General features: G+C 51.1%; 21 protein-coding genes. 12 read left to right on the plus strand and 9 right to left on the minus strand.

What is annotated here, in order from left to right:
* The first annotated feature begins 16 nt into the window (after positions 1–16).
* Positions 17–307, plus strand: a complete 291-nt coding sequence (locus CLC93_RS08670) for an antibiotic biosynthesis monooxygenase family protein (protein ID WP_095505568.1) — start codon at positions 17–19, stop codon at positions 305–307.
* Positions 308–315: 8 nt separating this feature from the next.
* Here CLC93_RS08670 and CLC93_RS08675 read toward each other — a convergent pair whose 3' ends face one another.
* Both CLC93_RS08675 and CLC93_RS08680 read right to left on the minus strand, forming a co-directional pair.
* Complete coding sequence (locus CLC93_RS08675; RefSeq protein WP_095505569.1) at positions 316–1,476, minus strand: glycosyltransferase family 4 protein; 1,161 nt, start codon at positions 1,474–1,476, stop codon at positions 316–318.
* Between the two features lie 138 nt (positions 1,477–1,614).
* Positions 1,615–3,663, minus strand: coding sequence for a M13 family metallopeptidase (locus CLC93_RS08680; protein WP_169902919.1), 2,049 nt, complete (start codon positions 3,661–3,663; stop codon positions 1,615–1,617).
* A 226-nt stretch (positions 3,664–3,889) separates the two neighbouring features.
* Between CLC93_RS08680 and CLC93_RS08685 the strand changes: the two genes are divergently transcribed.
* The 9 genes from CLC93_RS08685 to CLC93_RS08725 all read left to right on the plus strand — a co-directional run bounded on the left by CLC93_RS08685 (position 3,890) and on the right by CLC93_RS08725 (position 13,307).
* Positions 3,890–5,707, plus strand: a complete 1,818-nt coding sequence (locus CLC93_RS08685; protein ID WP_095505571.1) for a GGDEF domain-containing protein — start codon at positions 3,890–3,892, stop codon at positions 5,705–5,707.
* Positions 5,708–5,770: 63 nt separating this feature from the next.
* Positions 5,771–6,934 (plus strand): C15 family peptidase, encoded by a 1,164-nt coding sequence (locus CLC93_RS08690; RefSeq protein ID WP_095505572.1) that lies wholly within the window; start codon positions 5,771–5,773, stop codon positions 6,932–6,934.
* Entirely contained in the window at positions 6,924–7,439 is a 516-nt protein-coding gene (locus CLC93_RS08695; protein ID WP_095505573.1) for a SprT family zinc-dependent metalloprotease, read from the plus strand. Before CLC93_RS08690 ends, CLC93_RS08695 begins: the two co-directional genes overlap by 11 nt.
* Before the next feature lie 47 nt (positions 7,440–7,486).
* On the plus strand, positions 7,487–8,245 hold the full coding sequence (locus CLC93_RS08700) for an endonuclease (protein WP_095505574.1): 759 nt from the start codon (positions 7,487–7,489) through the stop codon (positions 8,243–8,245).
* A gap of 52 nt (positions 8,246–8,297) precedes the next feature.
* A complete protein-coding gene (gene rsmE / locus CLC93_RS08705; RefSeq protein WP_095505575.1) occupies positions 8,298–9,029 on the plus strand; it encodes a 16S rRNA (uracil(1498)-N(3))-methyltransferase in 732 nt (243 codons plus the stop codon).
* A gap of 9 nt (positions 9,030–9,038) precedes the next feature.
* Positions 9,039–9,989, plus strand: a complete 951-nt coding sequence (gene gshB / locus CLC93_RS08710) for a glutathione synthase (protein ID WP_095505576.1) — start codon at positions 9,039–9,041, stop codon at positions 9,987–9,989.
* Positions 9,989–11,368 carry an alkaline phosphatase gene (locus tag CLC93_RS08715; protein WP_095505577.1) on the plus strand — a complete coding sequence of 460 codons (1,380 nt, stop codon included), beginning with the start codon at positions 9,989–9,991 and terminating at the stop codon, positions 11,366–11,368. Before gshB ends, CLC93_RS08715 begins: the two co-directional genes overlap by 1 nt.
* A 152-nt stretch (positions 11,369–11,520) precedes the next feature.
* Positions 11,521–12,555: a methyltransferase gene (locus CLC93_RS08720; protein ID WP_095505578.1), complete on the plus strand. Its 1,035-nt coding sequence runs from the start codon at positions 11,521–11,523 to the stop codon at positions 12,553–12,555.
* A 143-nt stretch (positions 12,556–12,698) separates the two neighbouring features.
* Positions 12,699–13,307: a superinfection exclusion B family protein gene (locus CLC93_RS08725; RefSeq protein ID WP_095505579.1), complete on the plus strand. Its 609-nt coding sequence runs from the start codon at positions 12,699–12,701 to the stop codon at positions 13,305–13,307.
* Between the two features lie 59 nt (positions 13,308–13,366).
* Here CLC93_RS08725 and CLC93_RS08730 read toward each other — a convergent pair whose 3' ends face one another.
* From CLC93_RS08730 to CLC93_RS08755, 6 genes are all read right to left on the minus strand, one after another.
* On the minus strand, positions 13,367–13,756 hold the full coding sequence (locus CLC93_RS08730; protein WP_245837130.1) for a hypothetical protein: 390 nt from the start codon (positions 13,754–13,756) through the stop codon (positions 13,367–13,369).
* A gap of 12 nt (positions 13,757–13,768) precedes the next feature.
* On the minus strand, positions 13,769–14,272 hold the full coding sequence (locus CLC93_RS08735; RefSeq protein ID WP_169902921.1) for a SixA phosphatase family protein: 504 nt from the start codon (positions 14,270–14,272) through the stop codon (positions 13,769–13,771).
* A gap of 49 nt (positions 14,273–14,321) precedes the next feature.
* On the minus strand, positions 14,322–15,425 hold the full coding sequence (locus CLC93_RS08740; RefSeq protein ID WP_095505581.1) for a glycosyltransferase: 1,104 nt from the start codon (positions 15,423–15,425) through the stop codon (positions 14,322–14,324).
* Between the two features lie 131 nt (positions 15,426–15,556).
* Positions 15,557–16,336 carry a glycosyltransferase family 25 protein gene (locus tag CLC93_RS08745; RefSeq protein ID WP_169902923.1) on the minus strand — a complete coding sequence of 260 codons (780 nt, stop codon included), beginning with the start codon at positions 16,334–16,336 and terminating at the stop codon, positions 15,557–15,559.
* A 115-nt stretch (positions 16,337–16,451) separates the two neighbouring features.
* Positions 16,452–17,225 (minus strand): glycosyltransferase family 25 protein, encoded by a 774-nt coding sequence (locus CLC93_RS08750; protein WP_095505583.1) that lies wholly within the window; start codon positions 17,223–17,225, stop codon positions 16,452–16,454.
* A 101-nt stretch (positions 17,226–17,326) separates the two neighbouring features.
* A complete protein-coding gene (locus CLC93_RS08755; RefSeq protein WP_095505584.1) occupies positions 17,327–18,727 on the minus strand; it encodes a sugar porter family MFS transporter in 1,401 nt (466 codons plus the stop codon).
* A gap of 176 nt (positions 18,728–18,903) precedes the next feature.
* Here CLC93_RS08755 and CLC93_RS08760 point away from each other — a divergent pair, with 176 nt between their 5' ends.
* Both CLC93_RS08760 and CLC93_RS08765 read left to right on the plus strand, forming a co-directional pair.
* Positions 18,904–19,263 carry a nuclear transport factor 2 family protein gene (locus tag CLC93_RS08760; RefSeq protein ID WP_095505585.1) on the plus strand — a complete coding sequence of 120 codons (360 nt, stop codon included), beginning with the start codon at positions 18,904–18,906 and terminating at the stop codon, positions 19,261–19,263.
* 10 nt (positions 19,264–19,273) lie between these two features.
* Positions 19,274–19,591 (plus strand): hypothetical protein, encoded by a 318-nt coding sequence (locus CLC93_RS08765; protein ID WP_095505586.1) that lies wholly within the window; start codon positions 19,274–19,276, stop codon positions 19,589–19,591.
* A gap of 50 nt (positions 19,592–19,641) precedes the next feature.
* Here CLC93_RS08765 and CLC93_RS08770 read toward each other — a convergent pair whose 3' ends face one another.
* The gene (locus CLC93_RS08770; protein WP_095505587.1) at positions 19,642–21,753 is read right to left on the minus strand and encodes a TonB-dependent siderophore receptor; all 2,112 of its coding nucleotides are present in this window, start codon (positions 21,751–21,753) and stop codon (positions 19,642–19,644) included.
* Between the last annotated feature and the right edge of the window lie 348 nt (positions 21,754–22,101).

Genomic DNA, 22,101 nt, shown 5'->3' on the forward strand with positions numbered 1-22,101 from the left:
ACGATTGGAGTGGTTTATGCTGGTAGTGATTTTTCGAGCGACCACCGCTGAGCTCGACCCTCAATACACTGAGTTGGCGGTGAAATTAAGAGACAAAGCGATTCGCGAGTACGGCTGCTTGGAGTTTGTTAGCGCCTGCGAGGGCAAACAGGAGATCGCCCTGTCCTATTGGCCAGACTTGGCCTCGATTAAGGCTTGGCAAGCCGACCCTGAGCACAGGCGTGCTCAAGTACTAGGCAAGCAGCTTTGGTACAGTGATTATCAAGTCCAAATCGCACAGATTGGCGACTTGCGTACACCTGAGTAACCTCCACCTTAGCGCTTAACAATCCCCTTTAGCGCAGCGCGCATATCTCGCTGAAAGGCTTCAATGGAGTGAGTATCAAGGATGTACTGACGCGCTTCTATTGCCAGCACTTGACGCTCGGCTTCCTTGTCTATGAGTTTGCGAATCCCCTCAACGAAAAGTGGCACTTTATCAAAACCATCACCAAGCACCACGCCGGTGTAATGACCAAATCGCTCGGTCAAGTTGTCTGGGTTTTGGCAGCTCACGAGCAGAGTGCCGACTTCTAGCGCTTCTAAGAAAGAAACCGGCAAGGCTTCGTGAATAGAGGTGTTAACCAACACCTTGGCATCGCGCAAAAACTGCTGTTTTCGCTCACCTTCCACGTGACCGGCAAAGGTCAGATTCTCAATCTCGTAGTAAGGCGCCATGATTTTCTGGTTGGCTTCCTGATCCCGCCCAGATTTGCCCAATACAATGAATTCAAGCTCGGGCATGGCCTTGGCAATTTCGCAAAACAGCCAGCCGCGTTTTACCGACTCAATGCGTCCCAGAAAAATCACTTGATTCTTTTTGGGGTATTGCTCCACATCGAAGTCTCGGTCGATTTCGATAGGGTTGGGCAAAAATGGAATTGGCGTATCGGCTGGCAGTCGATACAACTCTTTGGCTTTTGGCGTTAAGAAGTGCGCTTGAGTAACAAACTGAACCCGACCATTTTGATGCGCCTGATGAACAAAATCGTAAGTGGGTTGATGGTAATAACTGTCCTCAGCGAACAACTCAACCGTATCTATCTCTTCCCAGTCGGCTTTTGGTCTGGGGTCTTGCACCCAGAGCAACAAAGGCTTTGAGGTGTCCGGCTCAATGGCCATGATTTCAAAAGAACGATTGGTTAGCTCGATGGACAGATAAACGTCATAGTTCTTTTTGCGCAAGAAACGGCGATTGTTCCAATCCCAAGGTGTGCTGGCGAGGTGATACACAGGTATGCCATCAACCATGTAACACTTAGGGGCGTACCTGAGTTTGGCGCCGGTCTTTTTCAAGAGCACTTCCACTTCAAACTCGTCATTAGGCAAGTGCTTGGCAACTATGTGTCGCGCTAAAAATCCGTACCCACCAAAGGCAGTTTTTGCACCACCGAAGTACTCATCTACCAACAAGGCCACTTTTATCGGGCGAGTCATAACAGCCTTCCTCTGCTTAAGGCGAATCAATGCGTCGCGACTATATCAGAAAACTCTAACCATAGTCGCTGTTCAAGTGCTAGCGCTTTGAACTGACTCCTAAATCTCTGTTTTTAGATTAAAAGTCAGCCCGCAGTTTTACCAAATTGAAACCCGTTGTTGCGACGGAATATACATGCCATCACCGGGCTTAACGTCAAAGGCTTGATAAAAAGGTGTGAAATTGGACAAGGGACCTATGGTTCGAAATTGAGCCGGCGAGTGAGTGCCTGTGGTCAGCCGCTTGCGCATTGTCTGAGGGTTGATTTTAGAACGCCAGATTTGCGCGAATCCGATAAAAAAGCGCTGTTCGGGCGTAAAGCCATCAAGGGTCTGGGCAGGTTTACCTGCGCGACTGTGGCGATAGGCTTCATACGCGATAGCCAACCCGGATAAGTCGCCAATATTCTCGCCCAGAGTTAACTCGCCATTGAGCGCTTGACCGTCCTTCCATTGGTAGCCGTTGAACTGAGTCACCAAGGCATGGGTACGCTCGCGAAACGCGGTGTAGTCCGCTTCACTCCACCAATTATTCAAATTGCCATTGGCGTCGTAGCGAGCACCCTGGTCATCAAACGCATGCGCCATCTCATGGCCGATGATGGTGCCAATAGCCCCATAATTGAGCGCGTCATCATGACTAGCGTCGTAGAAGGGTGCTTGCAGAATGCCAGCGGGAAATACGATTTCGTTGCGCGTCGGACTGTAATAAGCGTTCACTCGCTGTGGCGCCATACTCCAATGCCAAGGCTTGACTCCCTCCTGTAAAAAGCGCAATTGCCTTTGATGCTCATAGGTTTGGGAATTCATCCAATTGCGCACCAAATAGCGCGAATCGATATCTAAACCTGAGTAATCCAGCCATTGGTCTGGATACCCCATTTTCACCTGCATAGCGGCCAGTTTGGCTAGTGCTTTTTGTTTGGTCTGGGGGCTCATCCACTCCAGATTTTTGATGCGCTCAGCAAAGGTCACTTTAATGTTGCCCACCATGCGTAACACTTGCTGCTTGGCGTCTTCTGAAAAATAGCGCTCCACGTACAAGCGTCCCAAGGCATCGCCCAAACTGTCGTCGACTAAACTGACCGCCTGATTCCACTCGGGCCTTGCGGCGGATAGTCCCTCTACCTGACGACCAAAAAACTCATATCGCGTTTGCTTAAATTCATCGCCCAATAAACTTGAGAAACTGTTGAGCGTGTGCCAGCGGGCGTAGGTTTTCCAATCGTCAAGCGAGAGGCTGTGCAACAACTCACCCAGTCCAGCGACGTAGCTGGGTTGATTAATCAACACTGGCTCGTCGCTAGGAAGGCCCAGTCGTTGCAAATAGCTGTCCCAGTGGAAGCGGTCAGTAATTTGGGGCAGCTCGGATTGGTTAAAGCGATGATAGCGAGAATCCACGTCGCGATTTTGCACTCTATCCCAGTGGATCTCGGCAAGCTTGGTTTCAAGGGCTAACACCTGTTCTCCGGCATCACTGGCGCCTGGTAGCCGAGCCAGTCGAAACAATTCCACTACGTGCTTGCGAAAGCCGCGACGAAGCTTTTGCATCTCCTCGGTTGAGGCTAGGTAGTAATCCTGGTCTGGTAGGCTAAGACCAAATTGCCAGAATTGGCCGATGTAGTTGCTCGAGTCTTTACTGTCGATGCCCACGTAAAAAGCCAGAGGCGTGCCGCCGCCAAGGATTTGCGAGTCGGCAAAGAACCCCATGAGCTGGTCAACGGATTGAATGGCGTCGATCTGCTCGAGTAAGGGCGCTATGGGCTTCAGGCCGAGTCGATTTAATCGACGAATGTCCATCGCCGAGCGGTACATATCGGCAATCATCTGAGCTTCGCTGCCCGCTGGCCAGTCTTCGCCTTCAGCGGTTTCCTCCACCAATAGCTTTAACCTTTGTAACGACAAGGCGCGTAAATCGTAAAAAGCACCCGTGGCGAGTTTGTTGGCTGGCAGTTTTGCCTTGTCTTGCCAGCCGCCGTTGACGTAGCCGTAGAAGTCATCCTGTGGACGGATATCAGGGTTCATGTTCGCCACAATCACCCCTGAAACTGGTGCTGCAACCCTTGCGGTTTGAGTGTGAGAGCGCCCCTCGCCATTTGAACAAGCCACCAAAGCGCTTAACAGCGCCAGCGCTAAGCCGACTCGCACTGCCCAACCTTTGTTGATGGCTAATAAATTTGTGTGTTTTGTCAGGGTCATAGGAGCAAGCTACGCCCGTGAGCTGATTTTTTCAATTTTCCCTCAATTTTTGCAGCGCTTTGCTAAATGCCAACTACTATTAATTTAGAACCCCAGCGAGTTGGCGGCCAAAGTGACTGTGCTTTGGCCGTTTTGCGCTCAACTCCTCGGTTATGGAAGAATTAGGAATCGCGCTATGTCGCCCAGCACACGTAAAAATATAAAGCAGGCTTTAGCCAGTACCCTTTGGGTGTTGGTGGTTTTGCTGTGCGCCAGCAACGTCATGGCTAGTGACCGAACAATCGAAGCCAAACTCAATGACGCCGATGCCACTTTAACTCAGGATCCGGATCGCTTTGAGCAACTGATGCAAGAGCTGGCTCAAATGGATTTGGCGCTTAATGAATCCCAGTTAGAGCGCTACACACTGCTGCGCGCTCATCGCGACATTTTCCTCAACCGCCACCAAAGCGCTCGCGCGGCCTTGACCCGATTAATTGACCGGTCTAGCTCTCAAGAGCTTCGTTTTGAAGCGCAAACCCTGCTGGTATTTAGTTACGGTTTGATGCGGGATTGGCAGCAGGGCTTAACGGTCGCCGAAGATGCCATGGCACAAATGCCCGAACTATCTTCTCAGTCGCAAAAAAACCGAGCTATGGCAACCTTGGGCCTGTTTTTCAATCAACTTGGGCTCTATCACTTGGGTACCGAGTACGCCGCCAAGATTTTGAATGCTCAGCCAAGTCCCAGAGAAGCCTGCTTAGCGAGAAGGCTAATTATCGAGTCCCACAGTTTTGACAACCGCTTAGACCCTAACGGCATGCCGTTGCAACTGGCCGTACGCGACTGTCAGGCCGCCAACGAAAGCATCATGCTCGCCAGCATTCACCAACTGACCGCACAGCATTGGCTTAATCACGAGCAAGCGGACACAGCGCTGGCCTTATTGGTCGAACACCAAGCCCTGTTCGCTAAATCTCAGTACGCTCCGCTGCAAATTAGCTACTACCGCCTGTCAGCACAAGCCTATTTCCGACTGGGTTTCATGGGGCAGGCACGCCGCTACGCCCAAAGCGCAATTGAACTTGGCGAATCGCTGCAAGTGGCGACACCCGAGCTCAAACGAGCCTACTATTTGCGCTACCAAATTGAACTACTGGCGCAAAATAATCAGGACGCCTTGGCCTACTTACAAGCTTACACTCAGCTTGGTACCAGCGATGAGCTCAGCGACGGTGAAAAGCAATTGGCAATGCAGCTCACCCGTTTTCGCAACAGCGAAAAGCTATCGCAAATTCAGATGCTCAACCAAAAAAATCAGATGCTCACCCTCGAGCAACGCCTCGCTCAACAACAAGCGTCCAACAATCGCCTGTTTATTGCTTTGCTGACCAGTCTGTCGCTGGCTTTGCTGTTCTGGTTATATCGCATTCACCGCAAGCACCGTCAGGTCAGCCGTATCGCTCAGTTTGACTCGCTCACCGACAGCTACAACCGCCGCTTCTTCACCAAGCAAGCCAAGGGATTGTTGCAACTCAATCGCAAACGCTCGCAAGCGGTTGCCATGATTGTGCTGGACATTGACCACTTCAAATCCATCAACGACACCTTCGGACACCCTGTGGGTGATGTTGTACTGCAACAAGCCGCGCGAGTGTGCAAAGACGTGTGCCGCAAGAATGACTTGTTTGGACGGTTGGGTGGTGAAGAGTTCGGCTTTATTCTGCCGGGCTGTTCGCAACATCAGGCACTAGCCTTAGCCGAGCAATGTCGCCAGGCCTTATTGGCCCTAGGTAGCGAGCAAGTGGGCAAACGTATCTTGGTTAGTGCCAGTTTTGGCGTCACTACCACCAAAATCTCTGGCTACGACTACAAGCAACTGTTGGCGGATGCCGACTTTGCCATGTACCGCGCTAAGAACCTAGGACGCAATCGCGTGGTGTTATTTGAGGGCTCGCCAAACGCCAGCCCAGACGCACATTTTTCACCACATTTACCCTCTCAACCTCGCTAACTATTGAGCCTTTAGAGCGCATGTAATACTCTGACAGCAAACCTATGCCAAAGGATTGCTGACATGTTTGCCACCGCCCGACGTCTCACCCTGACCGCCCTCGCCGGTTTACCCTTCGCCGTTAGTGCCGCTTTGATGCCGTTAGATGTCGAAGAAAACCGTCTGACCAAGGCCGAGCAAGCCCTAGATTCTGTGGTTACTCGCTACCAGCCTATGCTGGATATCAGCATTGAACGCTTCGCCAAGAGCAAAGCTGAAATTCCGGCCACGCAAATCGCCGCTCGCGAAGGGGAGCGCTTGTGGCAACAGGCGGTACGCGATGTGCAATCGGGCCATTGGGACGACCGTTCCTTATACTGGGGACGACTGGCCCTGCGCTCAGCTATCAAGCAAACTAAGCCGGGCTTTGCCATGGCCGATTGGCAGAAAAACATCGCACTTACTGCAGTGGAAACCAATTCTCGCGGCATGGCCAACATTCAATTTGATGACGATACGGATATCGCCATTCTAGTCAGCGGCTTTGACCCTTTCTTCCTCGACAAAGACATTAGCCAAAGCAACCCTTCAGGTTTGGCGGCTCTGTGGCTCGATGGAAAAACCTGGAAGGCTAATGGCCTTAAGGTACAAGTCCAGTCAGTCATGATCCCCGTGCGTTTTGAAGACTTTGACCAAGGTATGATTGAATCCTGGTTAGCACCTGTGTTTCGCAATAGCCAAGTATCTATGGTGACCACCATCTCCATGGGCCGCGACCACTTTGATTTAGAGCGTTTCCCTGGGCGTAACCGCTCGGCGGCGGCGGTGGATAACCTCAACCACCTTACTGGCGCCAATGCCCAATCGCCGGTTGCACCACAGCTTCATCAAAAGGCGCTAAACGGACCTGAATTCATTGAGTTTTCCTTGCCGGTAGAAGCTATGCAACGCGCTGAAGGGCCTTGGAAAGTCATCGACAACCATCAGGTCACCACTTTGGAAAAAGGCCAATTTGACGCTGACAGTCTGTACTACTTACAGCAACAGACTTCGGTTGAAGGCTCGGGCGGTGGTTACCTGTCTAACGAAATCAGCTATCGCTCGCTGCTGCAACGCGACTTGCACCAAAGCACGATTGCGGTTGGCCATATTCACACCCCTAGAGTGAAAGGCTACGACAAAGAAACCGAGCAAAAAATCGTTAAGCAAATTCACGCCATGCTGACCGAGGCCGCGCTTGCCCTCTAGCCGCCACCTCGATAGTCAGCTTCAACAAGCGCTTGAGCAAAGGGTTGAGACCTGTTTTCAAGCGCTTGAAACCGCACTAGAACGCTCCTTTTCTCGCCCTAGCATCGAATTTAGCCAACGTGGAAAGGCTGCCGGAAGCGCCTACCTAACCAGCAATCGTCTGCGCTTTCATCCCGTGCTATACAAGGACAATCAGCAGGCTTTTTTGCAAGAAGTGGTTCCTCACGAAGTGTGCCATTTGGTATGCCATCAAGTGTACGGTAAAGTGCGCCCCCACGGCCCTGAATGGCGTGCCTTAATGGCGCAAGTGTTCGGTTTAAATCCCAAAGCCACTCACAGTTTTGACGTCAGCAAAGTGATCGGTAAAACCTTTGAGTATCAGTGTACTTGCGGCCCGGTATCTCTTACACTGCGGCGACACAACAAGGTACTGTCTGGGGTTCGTTACCAGTGTCGTCGCTGTGGTGATGTGCTGACCCAAATCTCCGCCCAAATTGCTAGATAGTTCCCGTATTTTCGAAGTCACTCGCGCCAAAGCGAGTAGGAAAATTGATGCGCTACCTGTTACTGATCTGTCTGAGCACGGCGACTATTCTAGCCAGTGCCCTAAGCTTTGCGCTGCAAACGCAAATTCCAACCTCGTTTGAAAAAGCCAAACGCCTCGCTAAAGGTCTGTACCTAGAGCTGCTGCCGTTAAAATCCTTTTACTGCGGCTGTGACATTGTGGTGGAGCAAAAACGCTGGAGTGTCGACTGGCAAAGTTGTGGCTATCAGGTGCGTAAACAGCAAAAACGCGCCGCTAGAATCGAGTGGGAGCATTTGGTAAGCGCCTGGGAGTTAGGTCATCAACGCCAGTGTTGGCAACAGGGTGGCCGCAAACTGTGCCGCAAAAGTGACCCGGTTTTTCGTTTGATGGAGGCCGACCTGCACAACTTGGTGCCGGCAATTGGCGAGGTCAACGGCGATCGCAGCAATTATCGCTTCTCACCGCTGGCAGGAAGGGCAAGCCAATACGGTCAGTGCGACATGCAAGTGGACTTTAAAGCCCGCAAAGCCTCGCCGCCAGAGGCGAGTCGTGGTCAAATCGCCCGAACCTATTGGTACATGCGCGATCAGTACGGATTGCAGATTTCTCCCGCCCAACAGCAGTTGTTTGAGGCTTGGGACCGCCAATTCCCGCCCCTACCAAGCGAGTGCACCCGCGAGTTGGCGATCGCCGCCAAGCAGGGTACGCGCAATCGCTACGTTCAGTCTCGCTGTGGTCAGCCTCAAAATTTGGCGGCAGGCGAGCGCACAAGCGAATCACTTTAGGTTACACTAAGCCTTTATCGACTGGGCACAAAGCGGCTTTAGAAACAACAAGATGAGAGTCCCACGCATCTATCACTCGGCGCCTATCACGCCAAATACCCCATTTGACCTCGACGCAGAAGCCGCAGGGCACGTCGCTCGCGTGCTGCGCATGAGTCCAGGGCAATCCCTTGAGCTGTTTAACGGTGATGGCAACAACTACTCCGCTGAAATTTTGCAAACCAGCAAAAAATCAGTTCAGGTTCAAGCCAATACCGGCGTTGCTGCGGATAACGAATCGCCGTTGAACCTACATCTAGGCCAAGTGATCAGCCGTGGCGATCGCATGGACTTCACCTTGCAAAAATCAGTCGAACTCGGGGTGAGTACCATTACACCGCTGTTTTCAGAGCGCTGTGGAGTCAAGTTAAGCGGTGAGCGCTTACAAAAACGCATCGGCCAATGGCAGAAAATTGTTATCGCCGCCTGTGAGCAAAGTGGCCGAGCCACGGTCCCTGAAGTACGTGCGGCGATGAATTTGGAAGATTGGTGTGCAGAGCCAAGCCAGGCGCTAAAGCTAAATCTGCATCCAAGAGCCGAACACGGCATCAACCAATTAGCGTTACCCAACGAACGAGTACGACTGCTAATAGGCCCCGAAGGCGGCTTATCCAGCGCTGAAATTCAGCTTACTCAAACACATGATTTCACCGATATTCTAATCGGCCCAAGAGTGCTTCGCACCGAGACTGCCGCTCTGACCGTGATCAGTGCGCTGCAACTTAGATTTGGAGACTTGGGATAGGAGATGGCTATGCTTAAACTCGGGATCGTGATGGACCCCATCAGCGATATCAATATCAAAAAGGACACCAGCTTTGCCATGTTGCTGGCAGCGCAGGCTCGTGGTTATCAGCTTTACTACATGGAGATGCAAGACCTGCATTTGCGCGATGGCAAGCCATTTGCCGATATGCGTGAGCTAAAGGTTCAGGCGGATCCAAACGATTGGTACAGCCTTGGTGAGCCTCAAAGCACAGACATGGTTGAGCTCGATGCGGTATTGATGCGAAAGGACCCACCCTTTGACACTGAGTTTATCTATGCCACTTACCTGTTAGAGCGCGCTGAAGAGCAAGGCGTGTTGATCGTCAACAAGCCACAAAGCTTGCGCGACGCCAACGAAAAGCTATTTACCGCTTGGTTTAGCGAGTTTACGCCAACCACGCTAGTCACCCGCTCTCAAAGTCAGATTCGCAGCTTCATCGACGAGTTTGGCGATGTCATTCTAAAGCCTCTCGACGGCATGGGTGGCGCCTCAATTTTCCGAGTTAAGCAAGGTGACCCGAACATAGGGGTTATCATCGAGACCCTGACCGAGCACCAAACTCGCTACGCCATGGCACAGCGCTTCATTCCCCAAATCGATGCCGGCGATAAGCGCATCCTGGTGGTCGATGGCCAACCTATGCCTTACTGTTTGGCGCGCATTCCTGCTAAAGGCGAAACTCGAGGCAACATTGCCGCCGGTGGTCGAGGTGTTGCTCAACCGCTTAGCGATAGCGATTGGGCGATTGCCAACGCCATTGGACCTGAGCTGAAAAAGCGCGGTCTGATGTTTGTTGGGCTGGATGTGATTGGCGACAAGCTCACCGAAATTAACGTCACAAGCCCCACCTGTTTGGTAGAAATTGAAGCCGCTTACGGCATTAGCATCACGGATGCCTTGTTTGATGCTATCGAAACTCAAGTGAAGGAAAACTGATGCGCATTCACGCCATAGCGCTATCCGCGCTGTTGTTGTTGGCACCTAATGCATTCGCCGAAGGCGATGCTCAGCCTACGCCGATTGCCGCCGCTCAGGCCAACAATATCATCATCATGATTGGCGATGGTATGGGCCCTGCGGTGACTACAGGTTATCGCTATTTTCAGGACAACCCCGACAGCGAAGAAATCGAAGAGACAGTCTTTGATCGCCTGCTAGTGGGAATGGCGAGTACGTATCCAGCTCACCAAAGCGGCTATGTGACCGACTCGGCGGCCGCAGCGACGGCGCTAGCGGCAGGGGTGAAAACCTATAACGGCGCCATAGGCTTAGACAGCGACAAACAGCCAGTGACCTCTGTGATGCGCATGGCCCAGCAGCGTGGCATGAGCATCGGCCTCGCGGTGACCTCGCAAATCAACCATGCCACGCCCGCGGCTTACATGGCGCACAATGAGCACAGACGTAATTACGCTGAAATCATGGAGACCTACGTCGAATCACCAGCGGATGTCATGCTTGGCGGCGGGCGCAATTACTTCACCCCAGGTATGCTAGCCACCCTTAAGAACAAAGGTTTTGCCCACATTACCGAATACTCAAAGCTCGATGATGTTGCCAGCCCGCCGGTATTGGGCTTGTTTGGCGATGTCTCGCTGCCGCGCTCGATTGACGACACCAACCCTGAGCGTTTAAGCCTGTTGACCGAGCATGCCTTGCGCTTGCTTGGACAAAACCCGAACGGCTTTTTGTTGTTGGTAGAAGGCAGTCAAATTGATTGGGCCGGCCATGCGCGCGACATTCACGGTGTTATGAGCGAAACCAAGGACTTTGCCTATGCCATTGAAGTGGTTGAGCAATTTGTTCGCCTATATCCGAATTCAACCATGGTGGTAACCGCCGATCACGGTACCGGAGGCCTGACCTTGGCCAAGAGTCGCGAGTATCTTTGGCAACCTCAGGTTCTGCACAATCTAACCGCCAGCTTAGACACCATTGCAAAAATCAGCATGAACAACCCGGGCTGGGAAGCGGAAATCGGTGACAAGCTTGGATTCGGTTTAACCCAGGATGAGTGGCAAGCGCTATCCAAGGCGCAACAAATGGACCGAGACACTGGTGAGCCCAAGCAGTTTACCAAGGCCCTAAAAGCTCTGTTAGATACCCGTACCAACACCGGCTGGACCACCTCGGGGCACACCGCGGTCGACGTGCCGGTAATGGCTAAAGGCCGAGGTGCTGAGCTGTTTATCGGATATCAAGACAACACAGAAATTGCGACTAAGTTAATGAGCTTATTGCCAAAGCAAGAAAACACCGCTGGCCAGCAAGCCCACACAGAATACTCGGCGAGCAAGCGGATAGCCGTGAATTGAGTGGCCCGCAGCCGCCAAAAATTCAATGGCTGCCAGTGAAACTCATAGTCGCTATTGGCTAAACATCTAGCTGCCACCAGCGAAATATCGAGCTGCCACCAGCACGACTGGTGGCTTATACTTTCAGCTTTCAACCCATTCAGGAAATCACAGTGCTGACAGCCCCATCACAACTCATCGAACGCAACCTCGATGTGTTTGACAACACGCCGACCCTCTTTCTCAACCACGAAGACGATGCGATGGCACTTGAGTTCGCTATGGCCGAGCGTCCGGTGACGGCGCTGTCTTTTGATTATCAACACCACCAGCAGTTACAGCGCTTACAAAGCCCAGTGCTGTTTAGTCATTTTGGCACTCAACTTCCAGAAACAGCACCACAGAGCTACGAGCAAGTCGTAATCTACTACCCCAAAGCCAAGGCGCTGGCCAAGTATCTGTTTGCGTTAGCGGCAAGCTACCTAACCCCCAATGGCATGTTGTGGGTCGTGGGCGAGAACAAATCCGGTATCAAATCCCTTGCCAAACAGCTACCCGATGCCTTTGCGCCGGCCATCAAGCAAGACAACGCACGCCACTGCCTGTTGTTTAGCGCAGTATGCAGCGCACCAGTACCAATGCCGCCGCTAAAAGATTGGGTAAACCACTACACAGTGCAAACCCCGCAAGGCGAACTGAGCATGAGTATTTTGCCAGGGGTCTTTAGCGACAAACGCTTAGACAAGGGTACCGAGTTGTTTTTGGAGCATTTACCCGAGCTGAAAGGACGCGTTCTGGACTTTGGCTGTGGCTGTGGTGTGATAGCTTGTGTGGCCAAGAAAGCCTACCCAGATATCGAGCTCGAATGCGTGGACATCAACGCTATGGCGCTGGCCAGTACCAAAATGACGCTTGAGCGCAATCAAATTCAAGCTAAGGTCTATCCCTCGAATGGCCTACAGCAAGTGGAATACGGCCTGAAAGCCATATTGTCGAACCCTCCCTTTCACGACGGGCTAAACACCAGCACCTCAGTGGCGATGGAGTTTATTCGACTGTCTAAGCAAAAATTGAAGCGTCGCAGTCTGTGGCAAATTGTTGCCAATGGCCACCTGCCTTACGCTGATGCAATTGCCACCCACTTCGGCCAAGCTCGGGTCATCGCCGACAACGGTAAATTTAAGATCTATCAGCAAATTCAGAGCTAATTGGCGCTAGGCCACAGGGAGTCGATGAGCACTCCCTGATTCTTGTTTGGCGATAAAATTGCAGTTGCCAGTCTAAACGCAATTGGCACTTAAATTGCAAAAACCTGTGCAGAGTCGTGAAATAACAAAAAACTGACACAGCTATGCCTGAATTCGTAACTCAGCGGGGTTTTGCTCCGTTCACCCAAGCCCTCACCAAACTCAGTTTCTGGGTATTGATTAGCTGCGGCTTGTTGCTTTGTATTCCCGAATCCATCGCCTTTCAGCTGGGCATTGACCAGTGGCGAGCGCTCAATGGTCATCATTTGGGATTAACCTGGATAGCGGCGTTGGCCTTTTTGCTAATGCGCGTGTTAAACGCTCTCACCGAAAAGTTACTAAGCTTTGTGCGCGATAAGCGTCAGGCGAGAAAAGTAGAACATAAATTGGCGCTGCTCGACCCTTGTGAGCGCGCCTTGTTACGCGAGTTTTTCCTGCAATCCAGCGCTGTGCTGACCATGCCTGCTGATGAGCCTGCGGTAGTGGCGCTGCATCAAGCTGGCGTATTGGCTCAGGTTGGCGACCCGAAGCACTACGCCATTCAAGGCCCAACTGCTGAGTTCAAAATTGCACTGGCCGCGCGCAAGCGTTTATCCCGCCGTTTACTAAGACTGCCCGAAGGCAGCTTGGACGAAGGCCAAAAGCAAAAGCTGCTGGCTTCGCGCCCTGGCTTCTCCGCCAGTATCTGCAAACCCAGACTGCACACCTCGTAAACTACAGGTCACAAAAAAGCCCCAGTGAACTCACTGGGGCTTTATCGTTTGACGACCGGTTAGAACTGGTAACGCACACCGATATTGGCTTCTAGGTCCACAGAGGCCTTGTTAACCAAGTAAACGCTTGGCTTGAGCTCGGCAAAGAAAACAAAATCTTCCACTTTGGTGCTGGCACCAAATACCGCGCGAGCTGCCAGTTGCTTGCTGTGATGGTCTTGCAATTTAGCGCCACCGCCCCAGTAAAAATTCGGGTTGCTCTTAAAGAAATAGGTCTTGTCTACCGAGAAAGACAAGCGGTTGATACCAACACCGAATTGCAGATCGTGGTGGCGGATAGACACACCGTTGTCAGAGCCGACCATCAGGCCAACTTGTGGATTGGCTGAAGCTTGAGCCATAGAGGTGCTTGCGGCCAATGCCATTGCCGCTAAAAGTCGTTTTTTCACTTTTTGTACTACTCAATCAATAGAAAGGCGTTTGGGCCATTGAAAGCGAGTCACTTTTCCGCAGTCAGGACTTAGCGCTTGCCAGTGGTCAATGGCCAATGTTAATTCGACCCATCCAGCCGTTGGTAGCTTGTGACAATCAAATTCAGGGGCGACATAGTGCACGCAATCTAACAGCGCGGGGTTGTGCCCAATCACAAACAGGCTTTGGTCTGAGTCCGGCTGCCGGCGTATCCAGTCCAACAAGACCGCACTGCTAAAGGTATAGAGTGTGTCTGTGCATTGGTGTGGGGTTTGCGCAAGTTGCGGCCATCCTTGAATCAACCCTTCCAGGGTCTGGCGGGACCGGCAAGCTGGGCTGTAGTGTATCAGAGGAAGCTCTAAAAATTGACTAAAAAATTCGCCCATCGCCTTGGCAGCGCGCGTTCCACGGGCGTTTAGCGGTCGCTGATGGTCATCGAGCTCTGGGTCGGCCCAGCTCGATTTCGCGTGGCGTAGCAGGGTTAATTGCTTCACATCGCTCACCTTTTTCGCCAATCGCGACAGCACTAAATCGCGGTTTTGGTTAACTCAATTTGGGAATCAGATCCAAATATTGTTGTGCCACATATTGGTCGTCAGACTGTCGCACGATCTCGCAATCACTGACATCAACCGGGTTATTCAAAGCCGAATCGACGTACTCAGCAAAGCGGTCTCTTTGATCCATAGGAACCAAATTACGCGCCAGTTCTCCGGTTAGGATCTCAGCCGGACCACTTGGGCAGTTGGAGCTAATTACCTGTGTGCCCAAAGCCAGTGACTCAATAAGCACGGTAGGCAAGCCTTCAAAATCGGACACCAACACCATGGCTTGAGCGTTAGCTATCCAGGGATAGGGCTTGGGCTGAAAACCCGGTGCGATGACGCGGGATTCAACGCCGAATTTCTTGGCCAAGGCCATTACCTTTTTCGGGTTCGAGCACAAACACACCAGTTTTACGTTGCTCTTTAGGTCCTGCATCATTTTCATTAGCAGATCGTGGCGCTTGGTTCGCGCAAATCGACCAACGTGAATGATATAGGGCTCCTTGGGCAAATCATTAGGTGCTAACTTGGCTGCCTCTAACAAATCGCTTTGGTTGAGCGGGTTGTAGATGGTTTGCAGGCTTTTGGGGGTGATTTTGCCCCACTCGAGTATGTCTTGCTGCACGCCGTTAGACACGCACACTAGATGCTGATTGTGCATACAGAGTTTTTTCGGACGCATCGTAAAGTACTTAAACGGCCCTCTTCTGCGCTCCTGACGCAACTCCTCAGTGACAGTGTTGTGCACGACTATCACTAAGTTTTTGAGCTCAAGCCCGGCAAGCAAATAGTTGCTGTTTTCTAGATTACTTAAGATCAAGTCAAACGGACGCTGCTGGCTTAACTGCCCGATAAGCGCTTTTAACTGAGCCCGAAACCGTCCCAGGTTGCCCATAGTAGTGGTTTTGGTGCTGGAAATATCCGTTAAAGGTGAGACCCCAATCGAGTCAGGAACCGGGTAATCTTGCGAACTATTGATGGGAATAAAGTGAACCGAATGCCCTTTATTGACCAAGACCTGGGCGAGGCGAATCATGGTTTTTTCGGCGCCACCACCACTGAGGCTGTCGATGACAATAAGTATGTTTTGGTTTTGGGGCATGCTGGCTACTCGAAACGATAACGCCTGATAATGACTCTAGCAAAGCCAAAGAAGGTTAACAAAATCAAACTCTAAGTATAATCCCAAGGATTACGGGATGCCGCAAAGAATTGGACTGATTCAGCTTATATTCAGAACTTGGTGTTGCGCTCTTGCTGCTCGACGATGAACTTTCGCGTCTCGTGCCAGCCTTGCAACTTGGCCGATAACAGTAATAGGGCTCGACGCATTCTGTTCTGAGGCTGGTCACTGCGATTGGCCATCGCCGAAATTTGACTGTCCCAATAGCCGCCAGCGCGAAAAGCAAAAGGCATCAGCCCCATGATTTGAATGCCTTTCTCCCACCAATGCTGCAAATCAATGTCGATGGGCCTTGCAAAGGTTTGGCTGTGCTTCAACAGCCGCTTAGCCCCCTTTAGAGAGACCGCTTGTGCTGAAGTGCCTGAGGATTGTTTGGAGAATGTCGCCAGTGTCATCTCGCCGAGGGGACGGCGATAGCGAATGCTCTTAAGGCGCTTATCGTCACAGGCCAGCTTTAAGAAAAACCAATCTTCACTGCTTTTATCCAGCCGCCCAATGTGCGCTATGGTTTGGGAAATGTCGCCGCTAACCTCGAAATCGTCCTCGAGAATAATCGCGTAAGGATACTGGCGTTCAACCATTATCTGCCAAGCTTTGCGGTGGGACAGGTAGCAGCCAATTTCACCAGGCGTTAGACGGCGATAATAAAGGTCATCAGCCAAGGCTTTTGGAGCGTACTGCTCGAGTTGCTGCTCGCTAAGTTGTCCGCCATCGACGGCACTGATTCGCTCAAACTCGACACCCGCGTCAGACAGTAACTGCTGGCAACGCGCCAATCTGTCTGTGGAGCGATCAAGGTTAATCAGCAGTATGGGGCATTTAAAGGACACTTGGCCGCCTTGTGTTTGCAAATGGTTAAACGCGCCAGTCTCACAAAAAAGCGCGCCAATCGACGCGCCATTATACAAGTACTACAAGGGATTGTGAAAATGCAGCGACAACCGACTAGCGTTGTAATTGTTGCTGACGAATCACTAGCTTGCGAGTTTCAATGAAACCTTTGTACCAAGCACCCACCTGTTGAGCGAGGCGGCGCAAACGGTGCCGTTTGGGTTTGGCGCGCTGACTCACGGTGTCAATCTCACTAACCACATCGTCTTCGGCGTGGAACACAAACGGATGCAAACCCATGATCTCAACACCGCGCTCCCACCAATGCTGCAGATCAGTATCCACAGGACGAGCAAAATGAGCCGAGTGTTTGAGGAGCTGCTTGGCGCCTTCCAAGCTAACCACTTGCGCACATGTACCAGCAGGTACCTTGGCAAAGGTCACCAGTTCCATATTTTCCAGCGGTTGACGATAAAGTACTTTTCGCTCCCGATGGCGGTAGGTCGCCAATTTGATGCAATCCCAGCTCTGCTCGCTGGCATCGAGTTTTTCAATGGCTTCGAAAGCCTTGTCCACATTGCCAATCACTTCAAAGTCATCTTCTAGTACTAGGGCGTATGGCAACTGGCGATCCACTATGGTTTGCCAAGCTTTGCGGTGGGAAAGGTAACAGCCAATCTCACCTCGAGAAAGCTCGCGATGATATTGCTGCGCAGACAGGTTTGGACTGGTGTATTGAGCGACTTCGCTCTCAGACAAGTGACTACCATCGATTCCAGCGACGCGTTCAAACTCAAGGCCGGCCGCAGCAAACTTGCGTTGGCATTGCTCGAGACGTTCGCTAGAACGATCCATATTAATTAACAATATGTGACAAGACTGACCCATATTAGCTCCACAAATACTTTTTATTATTATTTTGTTGTGAAGTCATTGTGCCAACTTCGCCGCCACATCACAAACAATGGCGGCGAAATTGGGTGAAAGATCTAACCTTTCATGTCTTCAAGCTTGATTCCACGGGTCTCGTACACATATTTGGCAACAAACAGGATAGAAACCGCCGCACTAAAGGCGTAGAAACCGTAGGCACCGGCAAGTCCGATGGCACCCAGCAAGATTGGGAAGGTCATAGTGATGGTAAAGTTTGCACCCCACTGAGCCAATCCGGCAACGGCCAAGCCCGAACCGCGCATCTGGTTGGGGAACATCTCACCCAGCATCACCCACATCACCGGGCCCCAGGACATGTTGAAGAAGAACACGTAGGCGTTGGCGGCAACCAGTGCGATGGCGCCCTGCTCGCCCAAATCTAAATTGCCACTGGCGTCTAGAGAACCGTTAGCAAACACAAAGGTCATGATAGCTAGAGTAATTGCCATACCAATGCTACCAAGCATCAAGAAAGGCTTACGACCAATCTTATCGATAAGGCTGATGGTAATCAGACAGGCAATGATACTGACACCAGCACTAATAACATTGATCAGCAAAGCGTCACCTTCAGAGAAGCCAACCGCTTGCCACAGCACCGCACCGTAGTAGAACACCACGTTGATACCCACCAACTGCTGGAATACCGCCAACCCAATACCAATCCAAACAATCTTGCGCACTTTGCCCGCTTGGTCGAGCAAGTCGGATAGGCTTGGGCGATGGTCCGAAGCCAGCGATTGCTGAATCTCTGCCAAAGTAGTTTCGGCTTTGGCGGCGCCGTACAAGCGAGTGAGTACGGCTTTGGCTTCTTGAACTCGGTTGCTTGATACCAAGTAGCGTGGGCTTTCTGGAATAAAGAACAACAACACGAAGAACAGGATGGCTGGAATTAGCTCCATCCAGAACATCCAACGCCAAGCGGCAAACTCCATCCAGTGCTCAGCGGTTGAGCTACCGGCGGCATTGGCTAAGAAATAGTTGCTGATAAAAGCACAGAACAGACCTAACACAATGGCCACTTGCTGAACCGTGGCCAATGCGCCGCGGTAGCGAGCTGGTGCCACTTCACTGATATAAGCGGGCGCCAGCACAGAGGCCGCACCCACAGCGAAACCACCCAAGATTCGGTAGAACACAAATTCCATCGAGGCCGAGGCAATACCCGAACCCCAGGCGCTGACGATAAAGAATACAGCCGCGACAATCAGCATGGTGCGACGGCCGAAACGATCTGCTAATCGAGCGGCCAAGAAGGCACCAATAGCACAACCTAAGAGCATGCTGGCGACGTTAAAACCTGTGCCGATACTGTCGGAGTTAAAGGCCGACTTAAGACCGTCAACGGTTCCATTGATTACGCCACTGTCGTAACCAAATAAAAAGCCACCGATGGTGGCGACCACACTAATGAGGATGATAAACGGCAGATTATCTTGGGTTTGTTGTGCTGTCACAGAGTGCCCTTATTATTCGCTGCTTGGTAAATTTAAGTGGTAATACTATGCCCGATTTAAACGCCTTATGAAAGCGCTTACACCCATTTCATTCTAGCTTGTTTTTAGCGCTGGTATCTCACCTTTACGAGCCTGCTAAACTTAAGCTAACAATCTGCTAAGAAAAGGAAAAGCCTATGACGCCAGCGGACCTAGTTAGAGATTGGGTGAGCGCGTTTAATCACGCTAACGCCGATGAACTGGCAGAGCTGTATCACGAGGACGCCTGCAATCATCAGGTGGCGGAAGTGGAAGTCACGGGGAAAGAGCAAATTCGCGCCATGTTTGCGAGAGAGTTTGCCGATGCCGAAATGGTCTGTATCATAGAAAATCTGTTTGAAGATGGCGATTGGGCCATATTGGAATGGCGTGACCCACAAGGGCTAAGAGGTTGTGGTTTTTTTGAAGTAATCGACGGAAAAATTCAAAACCAAAGGGGCTATTGGGATAAACTCAGCTTCCTTCGTCAACAGGGTCTGCCGCTACCCACCGAATAAGCCGTAAGTTATGCAATTCATTCAGCTACAAGCCAGCACCCAACAACCGATAAATTCGCTCACTCTTCAGATTCGCGAGCGCATGGCTTCGGTTTGCGGCGGCATTGACGACATGACCCGATTGGGCAATAAAGCACTAGTGGTGCGCGCTGAGATTTATCCTGAGAAACTTGCTGAGTTGCTCGAGTTACTATCCGAATTACCCATTAAGCTGGATGCAGCCCCTCCCCCTAAGCCCAGTGATACAGAAGCGATTATCACCCTTCAAGTAACCAGCTACGCCGGCGATACCGACGCGAAAGTGACCATCCCTAAGGTACCCGGATAAAAAAAGCGCGACCTTAAAAGCCGCGCAAAGACATGGGAGCAATGTGTGAATTAAAAGGTGTAACTGACTGAGGCGCGAATGTTACGCCCCTCTCCAACGGTTACGTCCGTGCTAGAACCGCCGCCTAAGTATTTCTTATCTAGCAAGTTCTCTAAATTGACTCGAAACGCCAATTGCTGATCGCCAATCGGCATCTTGTAAGATGCGCCAAGGTCGATGCGAGTGTATGCGTCTTTCTTAATGGTGTTGTCCAAGTTGGCGTAGCGCTCACCTACGTAGGTAAGTCCTAGGTTAAACGCCAACTCGTCGCTGGCCTGATAACGAGTCCAGGCGTTACCGCTAAACTCAGGCGCATCGATAGGGCGATTGCCCTGATACAGATTGTGATTGACGTACTTGGCATCTAGCCACATTACCGAACCCATCACGAACCACTTTTCAGAAGCTTGTCCAGACGCCGACATCTCAGCCCCTTTATGGCGTTGCTCACCGCTTTGTGTGGTGATCTGAGTGTAATCTGAGCCCGGTGGTACTTGTGTGTTGGTCAACACGATATTGCTCTTAGTGATGTCAAACACAGCACCGGTGAGCAACAAACGCTCGTCGAACATTTCTAGCTTGCCGCCCAACTCAACAGATTTCGCCATCACTGGATCTAAGTTCTGACCAAAATTCTTATCGTCTTCATTGGAGATATAGGTTTGCGGCTCAAAACTCTCTGAGTAATTGGCGTACAGCGAGGAGTTTTCGCTTGGGTGAAATATCAAACCGGCGCGCGGTAAGAACACATCGCTGTCACCTAATCCATCGCCTTTGGTTTCCACGTCTTTGTTCATTTTATCGAAACGACCACCTAGCAGCACTTGCCATTGCTCGTTAACAGTGATCAAGTCCTGGAAGTAAATACCGTAGTACAGGTATTCAGACGGGTCGCCCTTCTCGACATTGCGAAAATCCAAATCGGGTTTTGGCGGTAATGGTTGGCCTGGAGTAACGGTAATTTTGCTGCCACGGTCTCGGCGAGTTTGATAGAAGTAATCAACGCCATTCATTCCAAACAACAGGTTGTGCTCCATTCCGGCAAGATCAACCGTACCGGTAAAGTCCACGTAGAAGGTTTTAAACTGCCAATCGTCTTCTCGATCAAACGGCGAAAGCGTGTACTCACCCGTCTCTGAGTTGTAGCTACTGGCGCTTGGCAGGGAATCGAAACGTTGACGGTAGAAAAGCTGATGGTTAGCACCCACTTTCATCTGCCAATCGTTGCTCAGATAAACGGTAAGATCCGCACCATAGTTTTGAATTTCGTTGTCAGTGAAGGCCCAAGGCATGTCCCACACTTGCTCGCGACCACCGATGAGATTGCCGTCTTGGTCCAACCAACCGCCGACGTCCATTCCGGCTTTGTCTCGAGTCACATCATAGTGAACATTGAGCATGCCCCAATCACCCAAGTCGCCTTCTAGCTGGAATGAGCCCAAAGCGCGATCACGCTCATTGTCCGAACCATCTTGGTACTGACGCCAGCTCTTAGTGTCTTGCTTTACCACAACCGCTCGACCGCGAAGCGCACCAGACTCGGTCAAGGCGCCACTGGCATCCATTTGGAATCGGGTTGAGCCATGCTCATCGGTGTCAAATCCTAGATTGAGCTGACGGTCATGGGTTGGCTTTTTAGTAACCATGTTGATCAAGCCGCCCGGCGCACTTTGGCCGTACAACATGCTCGAAGGTCCTTTTACCACCTCCACTCGCTCTAGAATTTCAATAGGGTGGACAAAGTGAGACCAAACTTGCTGGCCATCCTTGAGGTAACCGGTACCTGAGCTCATCTCAAAACCGCGCAAGTTAAACACTTGGCGGTTCCACTTTGACGAACCTGCGCTAACACTAGAGTCGTTATCCAACACCTCACCAAGTGTGGTCGCTAAGCGCTCATCGATAACAATTTCTGGGATCACAGCCACGGATTGCGGAGTTTCTAACATGCTCATGTCGGCGCGCATCGCCCCTGTCGCCGAGTCGTTTTTGTAATCGACAAAAGTGCGACCTTTCACTTCGATGACTTCGTCAATTTTGTAGGGCGCCTCTTCGGCCAGTGCAGATGTATTGAGAAATAGCGCGGCGACACTAATAGCCAGAGGGCTGAGTTTGGCTGTCATTTTTGTAATTACTCCGAATCCAATATGGTGGAGCGCTTGCCACTGATTCCTGTGGTGATTGCGCTCGAAACAGGCGCAAATCTAAATGAGAATAATTATCACTGTCAAACAAGTTTTTTAACTTTTTAACGATTTGGTACCAAGATCACAGATTAAAATGCTGTCTTTACCAAGATTTACAAACCTAACATAACTGCAATTAAGCTATTGTTTTATAGAGAGTTAATGTTGTTTTATCGATAGAACCAGCTAGCTAGTTATCAGCTAAAAACTCGATCAAGATCTAAATAAAAATAATTCTCATTTATTTTTAACGTTCGAATTGTTAAAGTCCTCGGCATCGAAATC

The organism is Paraferrimonas sedimenticola (assembly GCF_002282855.1).
Classification (GTDB): Bacteria; Pseudomonadota; Gammaproteobacteria; order Enterobacterales; family Shewanellaceae; genus Paraferrimonas; species Paraferrimonas sedimenticola.

Coding starts and splice junctions, on each gene's coding strand:
- CLC93_RS08715 (WP_095505577.1), top strand. CDS start 9,989: ATGCGCATTCACGCCATAGCGCTATCCGCGCTGTTGTTGTTGGCACCT.
- CLC93_RS08765 (WP_095505586.1), top strand. CDS start 19,274: ATGCAATTCATTCAGCTACAAGCCAGCACCCAACAACCGATAAATTCG.
- gshB (WP_095505576.1), top strand. CDS start 9,039: ATGCTTAAACTCGGGATCGTGATGGACCCCATCAGCGATATCAATATC.
- CLC93_RS08690 (WP_095505572.1), top strand. CDS start 5,771: ATGTTTGCCACCGCCCGACGTCTCACCCTGACCGCCCTCGCCGGTTTA.
- CLC93_RS08670 (WP_095505568.1), top strand. CDS start 17: ATGCTGGTAGTGATTTTTCGAGCGACCACCGCTGAGCTCGACCCTCAA.
- CLC93_RS08700 (WP_095505574.1), top strand. CDS start 7,487: ATGCGCTACCTGTTACTGATCTGTCTGAGCACGGCGACTATTCTAGCC.
- rsmE (WP_095505575.1), top strand. CDS start 8,298: ATGAGAGTCCCACGCATCTATCACTCGGCGCCTATCACGCCAAATACC.
- CLC93_RS08760 (WP_095505585.1), top strand. CDS start 18,904: ATGACGCCAGCGGACCTAGTTAGAGATTGGGTGAGCGCGTTTAATCAC.
- CLC93_RS08675 (WP_095505569.1), bottom strand. CDS start 1,476: ATGACTCGCCCGATAAAAGTGGCCTTGTTGGTAGATGAGTACTTCGGT.
- CLC93_RS08740 (WP_095505581.1), bottom strand. CDS start 15,425: ATGCCCCAAAACCAAAACATACTTATTGTCATCGACAGCCTCAGTGGT.
- CLC93_RS08750 (WP_095505583.1), bottom strand. CDS start 17,225: ATGGGTCAGTCTTGTCACATATTGTTAATTAATATGGATCGTTCTAGC.
- CLC93_RS08725 (WP_095505579.1), top strand. CDS start 12,699: ATGCCTGAATTCGTAACTCAGCGGGGTTTTGCTCCGTTCACCCAAGCC.
- CLC93_RS08685 (WP_095505571.1), top strand. CDS start 3,890: ATGTCGCCCAGCACACGTAAAAATATAAAGCAGGCTTTAGCCAGTACC.
- CLC93_RS08770 (WP_095505587.1), bottom strand. CDS start 21,753: ATGACAGCCAAACTCAGCCCTCTGGCTATTAGTGTCGCCGCGCTATTT.